The sequence below is a fragment of the Azohydromonas lata NBRC 102462 genome (assembly GCF_001571085.1).
Taxonomy (GTDB): Bacteria; Pseudomonadota; Gammaproteobacteria; order Burkholderiales; family Burkholderiaceae_C; genus Azohydromonas; species Azohydromonas lata.
The window spans coordinates 1-6,437 of the sequence record NZ_BCTC01000186.1; the positions used below are offsets into that span (position 1 = coordinate 1).

At 69.6% G+C, this 6,437-nt stretch carries 5 protein-coding genes and 1 pseudogene; all 6 read left to right on the forward strand.

The features are described from left to right. The first annotated feature begins 110 nt into the window (after window positions 1-110). The gene (locus tag ALA01S_RS29930) at window positions 111-1,517 is read left to right on the forward strand and encodes a TRAP transporter large permease (RefSeq protein WP_066343227.1); all 1,407 of its coding nucleotides are present in this window, start codon (window positions 111-113) and stop codon (window positions 1,515-1,517) included. A gap of 17 nt (window positions 1,518-1,534) precedes the next feature. Continuing rightward, a complete protein-coding gene (locus ALA01S_RS29935) occupies window positions 1,535-2,302 on the forward strand; it encodes an SDR family oxidoreductase (RefSeq protein ID WP_066343229.1) in 768 nt (255 codons plus the stop codon). Window positions 2,303-2,367: 65 nt separating this feature from the next. Then, complete coding sequence (locus ALA01S_RS29940) at window positions 2,368-3,234, forward strand: fumarylacetoacetate hydrolase family protein (protein WP_066343232.1); 867 nt, start codon at window positions 2,368-2,370, stop codon at window positions 3,232-3,234. A 17-nt stretch (window positions 3,235-3,251) separates the two neighbouring features. Beyond that, entirely contained in the window at window positions 3,252-4,787 is a 1,536-nt protein-coding gene (locus ALA01S_RS29945; RefSeq protein ID WP_066343235.1) for a UxaA family hydrolase, read from the forward strand. Between the two features lie 239 nt (window positions 4,788-5,026). Continuing rightward, window positions 5,027-6,082 carry an Ldh family oxidoreductase gene (locus ALA01S_RS29950; protein ID WP_238456016.1) on the forward strand — a complete coding sequence of 352 codons (1,056 nt, stop codon included), beginning with the start codon at window positions 5,027-5,029 and terminating at the stop codon, window positions 6,080-6,082. A 257-nt stretch (window positions 6,083-6,339) separates the two neighbouring features. After that, window positions 6,340-6,437: pseudogene (locus ALA01S_RS35105) on the forward strand (TRAP transporter small permease); the annotation flags it as partial.

Below are 6,437 nucleotides of genomic sequence, written 5' to 3' on the forward strand. Positions count from 1 at the left end.
GACGAGGTAGATGGCGAAGCGCCTTGGCCGGCAGAACGCGCAATGCCGTTGAGCATTCACCTCTGAGCACCCACCCCGAGCATTCACATCAGAACGAAAGCCGTACTCCCATGCTCATCCTCGTAGGCTCCTTCCTCGCGCTGATGCTCGTCGGCGTTCCCGTGGCCGTGGCCATGGCCGGGGCGTCCCTGCTCTTCATCCTGGTATCGGGCTCGGTCCCGGACATCGTGGTGGCGCAGCGCATGATTGCCGGCATCGAGTCCTTCCCGCTGCTGGCCGTTCCCTTCTTCATCCTGGCCGGCAACCTCATGAACATCGCCGGCATCACCGGCCGCATCTACAACTTCGCCGTGGCGCTGGTGGGCTGGATGCGCGGGGGGCTGGGCCAGGTCAACATCATCGGCTCCGTCATCTTCTCCGGCATGTCGGGCACGGCCATCGCCGACGCCGCGGGCCTGGGCTCCATCGAGATCAAGGCCATGAAGGACCATGGCTACGACACCGAGTTCGCCGTGGGCGTCACGGCGGCTTCCGCCACGCTGGGGCCCATCATTCCGCCCTCGCTGCCCTTCGTCATCTACGGAATGATGGCCAACGTCTCCATCGGCGCGCTGTTCCTGGCCGGCGTGTTGCCGGGCATCTTCATGACGCTGCTCATGATGTTCACGGTGGCCTGGTTTGCACGCAGGAACAACTGGGGCGGCGACGTCGCCTTCCACTGGGGCCGCCTGGGCGGCGCGACGCTGGAGATCGCCATCGTCCTGGCCTTCCCCATGGCGGTGTGGCTCATGACCAAGGCCGGCGTGTCGCCCAACCTGGCCGCGGGCATCGGCTTCGTCGCGCTGCTGGCGCTGGACTGGAAATTCAACTTCTCGGCCGTGATGGCGCTCATGGCCCCGGTCATCCTCATTGGCGGCATGACCATGGGCTGGTTCACGCCCACCGAGGCCGCCGTGGCCGCCGTGATCTGGGCGCTGTTCCTGGGCCTGGTGCGCTACCGCAGCATGACGCTGCGCACGCTGGCCAAGGCCACCTTCGACACGGTGGAGACCACGGCCTCGGTGCTCTTCATCGTCACGGCTGCATCCATCTTTGCGTGGCTCATGACCACCACGCAGGCGGCGCAAATCCTCACCGACGCCATCCTGAGCATCACGGACAACAAGTGGGTCTTCCTGCTGCTGGCCAACCTGCTCATCCTGTTCGTGGGCTGCTTCATCGACACCATCGCGGCCATCACCATCCTGGTGCCCATCCTGCTGCCCATCGTCCTGAAGCTGGGCATCGAGCCCATCCACTTCGGCCTGATCATCACGCTCAACCTCATGATCGGCCTGCTGCACCCGCCGCTGGGCATGGTGCTGTTCGTCCTGGCACGCATTTCCAAGCTCTCCGTGGAGCGCACCACCATGGCCATCCTGCCCTGGCTGGTGCCGCTCATGGGTGCGCTCATCGCCATCACCTACATCCCCCAGATCACGCTGTGGCTGCCGCAGCAACTGGGCATGCTCAAGTAAGCACGAGGACCAACCTGATGAGACTGCAAGGCAAGACCGCTTTCGTCACCGCGGCGGGGCAGGGCATAGGGCGCGCCACGGCGCTGGCTTTCGCCCGCGAGGGCGCCCGCGTCATCGCCACCGACATCAACACCGCGCTGCTGGACGCGCTGGCCGGCGATCTCGCCGCCACCGGCGCCGCGGGCAGCCAAGTGCTGCGGCTGGACGTGCGCGACGCCGCCGCCATCCACGCCGCCGCGGCCCAAGCGGGCGACGTGGACGTGCTCTTCAACGGCGCGGGTTTCGTCCACGCCGGCGACGTGCTGGCCAGCACCGACGAGGAGATGGACTTCGCCTTCGACCTCAACGTCAAGTCCATGGCCCGCACCCTCCGCGCCTTCCTGCCGGGCATGCTCGCGCGCGGCAGCGGCTCCATCGTCAACGTCGCGTCGGTGGCGGGCAGCATCAAGGCGCCCGTGAACCGTTTCGTGTATGCCACCAGCAAGGCCGCGGTGGTGGGCTTGACCAAATCGGTGGCCGCCGACTTCGTGGGCCGCGGCGTGCGCTGCAACTGCATCTGCCCCGGCACGGTGGAATCGCCCTCGCTGCGCGAGCGCATCGCCGCGCAGGCCGCGGCCAGCGGCAAGACGGAGCAGGAGGTGGAAGCGATGTTCGTCTCCCGCCAGCCCATGGGCCGGCTTGGGCGCGACAGCGAGATCGCCGCGCTGGCCGTGTACCTGGCCAGCGACGAGTCCGCCTTCACCACCGGCACCGCGCAAGTCATCGACGGCGGCTGGTCCAACTGACGAGCCGGCGACCGGCCCGCTCCACCCCACTTTTTCCCTTCACTTCACCCCTTCGCCGTACCCCTATGAAACTGCTTCGCCATGGCGCCCGCGGCGCCGAACGTCCCGCCCTGCTCGACGCCCAGGGCCAGGTTCGCGACCTCTCCGGCGTGATTCCCGACATCACCGCCGACACCCTGCGCCCCGAGAACCTGCGCCGCCTGCAGCAGATCGACCCCGCCACGCTGCCGCTGCTGCCCCAGCCCGCGCGCATCGGCACGCCGTGGAGCCAGGTGGGCAAGTTCATCTGCGTGGGCCTGAACTACGCCGACCACGCGGCCGAATCCAACCTGCCCGTGCCGGCGGAGCCCGTGCTGTTCACCAAGGCCAACAGCGCCGTCACGGGCCCAAACGACCCGGTGGTGATGCCGCAGGGCTCGGTCAAGACCGACTGGGAGGTGGAGCTGGGCGTGGTCATCGGCCAGCGCGCGCGCTACGTGAGCGAGGCCGACGCGCTGGGCTGCGTGGCCGGCTATTGCGTGGTCAACGACGTGTCCGAGCGCGAATACCAGATCGAGCGCGGCGGCACCTGGGACAAGGGCAAGGGCTGCGACACCTTCGGCCCCATAGGCCCGTGGCTGGTGACCCAGGATGAAGTGCCGGACCCGCAGGCGCTGAACCTGTGGCTGGAGGTCAACGACCGCCGCTGGCAGGACGGCAACACGCGCACCATGGTGTTCGGCGTGCGCCAGCTCGTGAGCTACATCAGCCGCTTCATGACGCTGGAGCCGGGCGACATCATCAGCACCGGCACGCCGCCGGGCGTCGGCTTGGGCGCCAAGCCCAACCCCGTCTACCTCAAGGCCGGCGACGTGATGCGCCTGGGCATAGCGGGCTTGGGCGAGCAGCGCCAGACCGTGCACGCCTGGGACGCCCGGCTGCTGGACCAGTAAGGCGGAGGCAAGGGCCCATGGACCCCGTGATACGCATCCACCCCGCCGACGACGTCGTCATCGCGCGGCAGCAACTCGTGGCGGGCACGCGCATCGCGGGCCTGGGCCTGACCGTGCAGGGCCTGGTGCCGCCGGGCCACAAGCTGGCCGTGCGCGACATCCCGGCCGGCAGCCCCGTGCGGCGCTACAACCAGGTCATCGGCAGCGCCACGCGCGACATCGCCGCCGGCCAGCACGTGCACACGCACAACCTGGCCTTCAGCGACTTCGAGCGCGCGCTCGAAGTGGGCGTGGACGCGCTGCCCACGCCGCACGCCACGCCCGCGGCCACGTTCGAGGGCATCGTTCGCGCCGACGGCCGCGTGGCCACGCGCAACTACATCGGCATCCTCAGCTCGGTGAACTGCTCGGCCACGGTGGCGCGCGCCATCGCCGACCATTTCAAGGCCCACCCGCGCCTGCCGGCCGACGCGCAGCCGCTGGCCGCCTACCCCAACGTGGACGGCGTGGTCGCGCTCACCCACGGCCTGGGCTGCGCCACCGACAGCGAGGGCGACGCGCTGAAGCTGCTGCGCCGCACCTTGGGCGGCTATGCGCGCCACCCCAACTTCGCGGCGCTGCTGGTGATCGGCCTGGGTTGCGAGACGAACCAGATCGCCGGGCTGATGGCGCAGGAGGGGCTGCAGCCTTCCACGCGCCTGCACGTCTTCAACATCCAGGAAACCGGCGGCACGGCGCAGAGCGTGGCACGTGGCGTGGCATTGGTTGAAGGCATGCTGGCCGAGGCCAACGCCGTGCGCCGGCAGCCGGTGCCTGTAAACCACCTGACGGTGGGCCTGCAGTGCGGCGGCTCGGACGGCTATTCCGGCATCAGCGCCAACCCGGCGCTGGGCGCGGCGGTGGACCGGCTGGTGGCGCATGGCGGCAGCGCCATCCTGTCGGAGACGCCGGAGATTTACGGCGGCGAGCACCTGCTGGTGCGGCGTGCGGTGAATGCGGACGTCGCGGCGCGGTTGATGGAGCGCGTGCGCTGGTGGGAGCGCTACACCGCGCGCAACGACATGCGCATGGACAACAACCCCAGCGCCGGCAACAAGGCCGGGGGGCTGACCACCATCCTGGAGAAGTCGCTGGGCGCCATCGCCAAGAGCGGCACCACGGCCCTGGTGGACGTGCTGGAGTACGCCCAGCCCGCCACCGCGCGCGGCCTGCTCTACATGGACACGCCGGGCTACGACCCCGTCTCGGCCACGGGCCAGGTGGCGGGCGGCGCCAACCTGATCTGCTTCACCACCGGCCGCGGCTCGGCCTACGGCTGCGCGCCGGCGCCGAGCCTGAAGTTCTCCACCAACACGGCGCTGTGGCAGCGGCAGGGCGACGACATAGACCTCAATTGCGGCGGCATCGTCGAGGGCGAAACCACCGTGGACGAGATGGGCGAAGCCATCTTCCGACGCATGCTGGCCACGGCCTCGGGACAGAAGACGCGCAGCGAGATCCACGGCTATGGACAGCATGAATTCGTGCCCTGGTCGCTGGGGGCGGTGATGTGAGGAATGAGATGAGGTAGCCCCTCTACTTCGTCATGCCCGCGAAGGCGGGCATCCACGAACACCGAGGTGCCTCCTTCGCCCTGCATCGCTTCACGCCGCCGTTGGCGCGCCGCTGGTTCGGTCCGCGTGGATGCCCGCTTTCGCGGGCATGACGGATGAGGGTGCGAGGCGCCCGTGACGCGAGGCCGCCGGGCACAACCCCCGCCCGGCAAGTCATTGGAACAAGTGAGGAATCAACCTTGACGACCGAAGCCATCGAACTCATCCACTGCCCCGCCGAAACCCTGCGCACCTGGGGCCGCGCCTGCCTGCAGGCCATGGACGTGCCCGAGGCCGACGCGCGCAGCGTGGCCGACTCGCTGGTGCTCACCAGCCTGTGGGGCGTGGACTCGCACGGCATCGCCCGGCTGCCGCACTACCTCAACCGGCTGCGCGCGGGCTCCATCAAGGCGCGCCCCGCCATCCGCGACGAGCTCACCGGCCCCTGCACGGCCCAGGTCCACGGCGACCAGGGCCTGGGCATCGCCGTGGCCCACCACGCCAACCGCCTGGCCATGCGCCTGGCGCGCGAGGCCGGCGTGGGCGCCGTGGGCGTGAGCGACAGCTCGCATTGCGGCGCCATCGGCCTCTACGCCCGCGCCGCGGCCCAGGAAGGGCTCATCGGCATCGCCTTCACGCACGCGGACAGCATCGCCGCGCCGCATGGCGGCCACCGCCCCTTCCTGGGCACCAACCCCATCGCCATTGCCTTCCCGCGCGCCGATGGCGAGCCCGTGTGCCTGGACATGGCCACCACCTCCATCCCGTGGAACCGCGTCATGAACGCGCGCCGCGAGGGCCGCGGCCTGCCGCAAGGCGTGGCCGTCGATGCCCAGGGCCAGCCCACCACCGACGCCGCTGCCGCCAGCGCGCTGCTGCCCCTGGGCGGCACCGACTACGGCCACAAGGGCTACGCCATGGCGCTGATGATCGAGCTGCTGTGCGGCCCGCTGCACGGCAACCCCTGGGGGCCGCACATCCCGCCCATGTACGAACAACTGCACCGCCCGCGCGAGTTGGGCGCTTTCTTCATCGTCCTGGACCCGATGCGCTTTGCCGGCGGCGCCACGCTGGCCGCCACTGTCGCCCTCATGGCCCAAACCCTGGCGGCCGAACCCGGCGCGCCCCGCATGCCCGGCGACCCCGAACTGCAGCGCCTCTCGCAGCGCAGCGAGGCCGGCATCCCGCTGGAGCCCGGCCTCGTGGCCCAAATGCGCGAGTGGAGCGGCCTCGTGAACGTGCCCGCGCCGGCCTGAGCGCGCGCGCGGCGCACCGGCCACGCCCCCAAAGCGTCCGAAAAACCGCCCAAACGCCTGCCGAGCGCCCACGCGGGCGCCGCTCTCCGGCCTCCGCTGACCACGGGTAAGCCCCGATAAAAGTGAGAAACCGGTTTCCGTAGCATAGCGGAAACCGGTTTCAGGTATTTGCTTTGCCGCGCTGATCCGGCGCCGAGCTTTTGCCCTTTTTGACCGCATGCGCCTGCCCGGCGGCGCGAGGTGCGAGGAGACGAACGATGAACAAGTTCCTGGACGGCTATTGCCGCCTGTTGGATGCGCTGATTGCGCTGGCGCTGGCCATCATGGTGGTGCTGGTGTTCGGCAACGTGGTGTT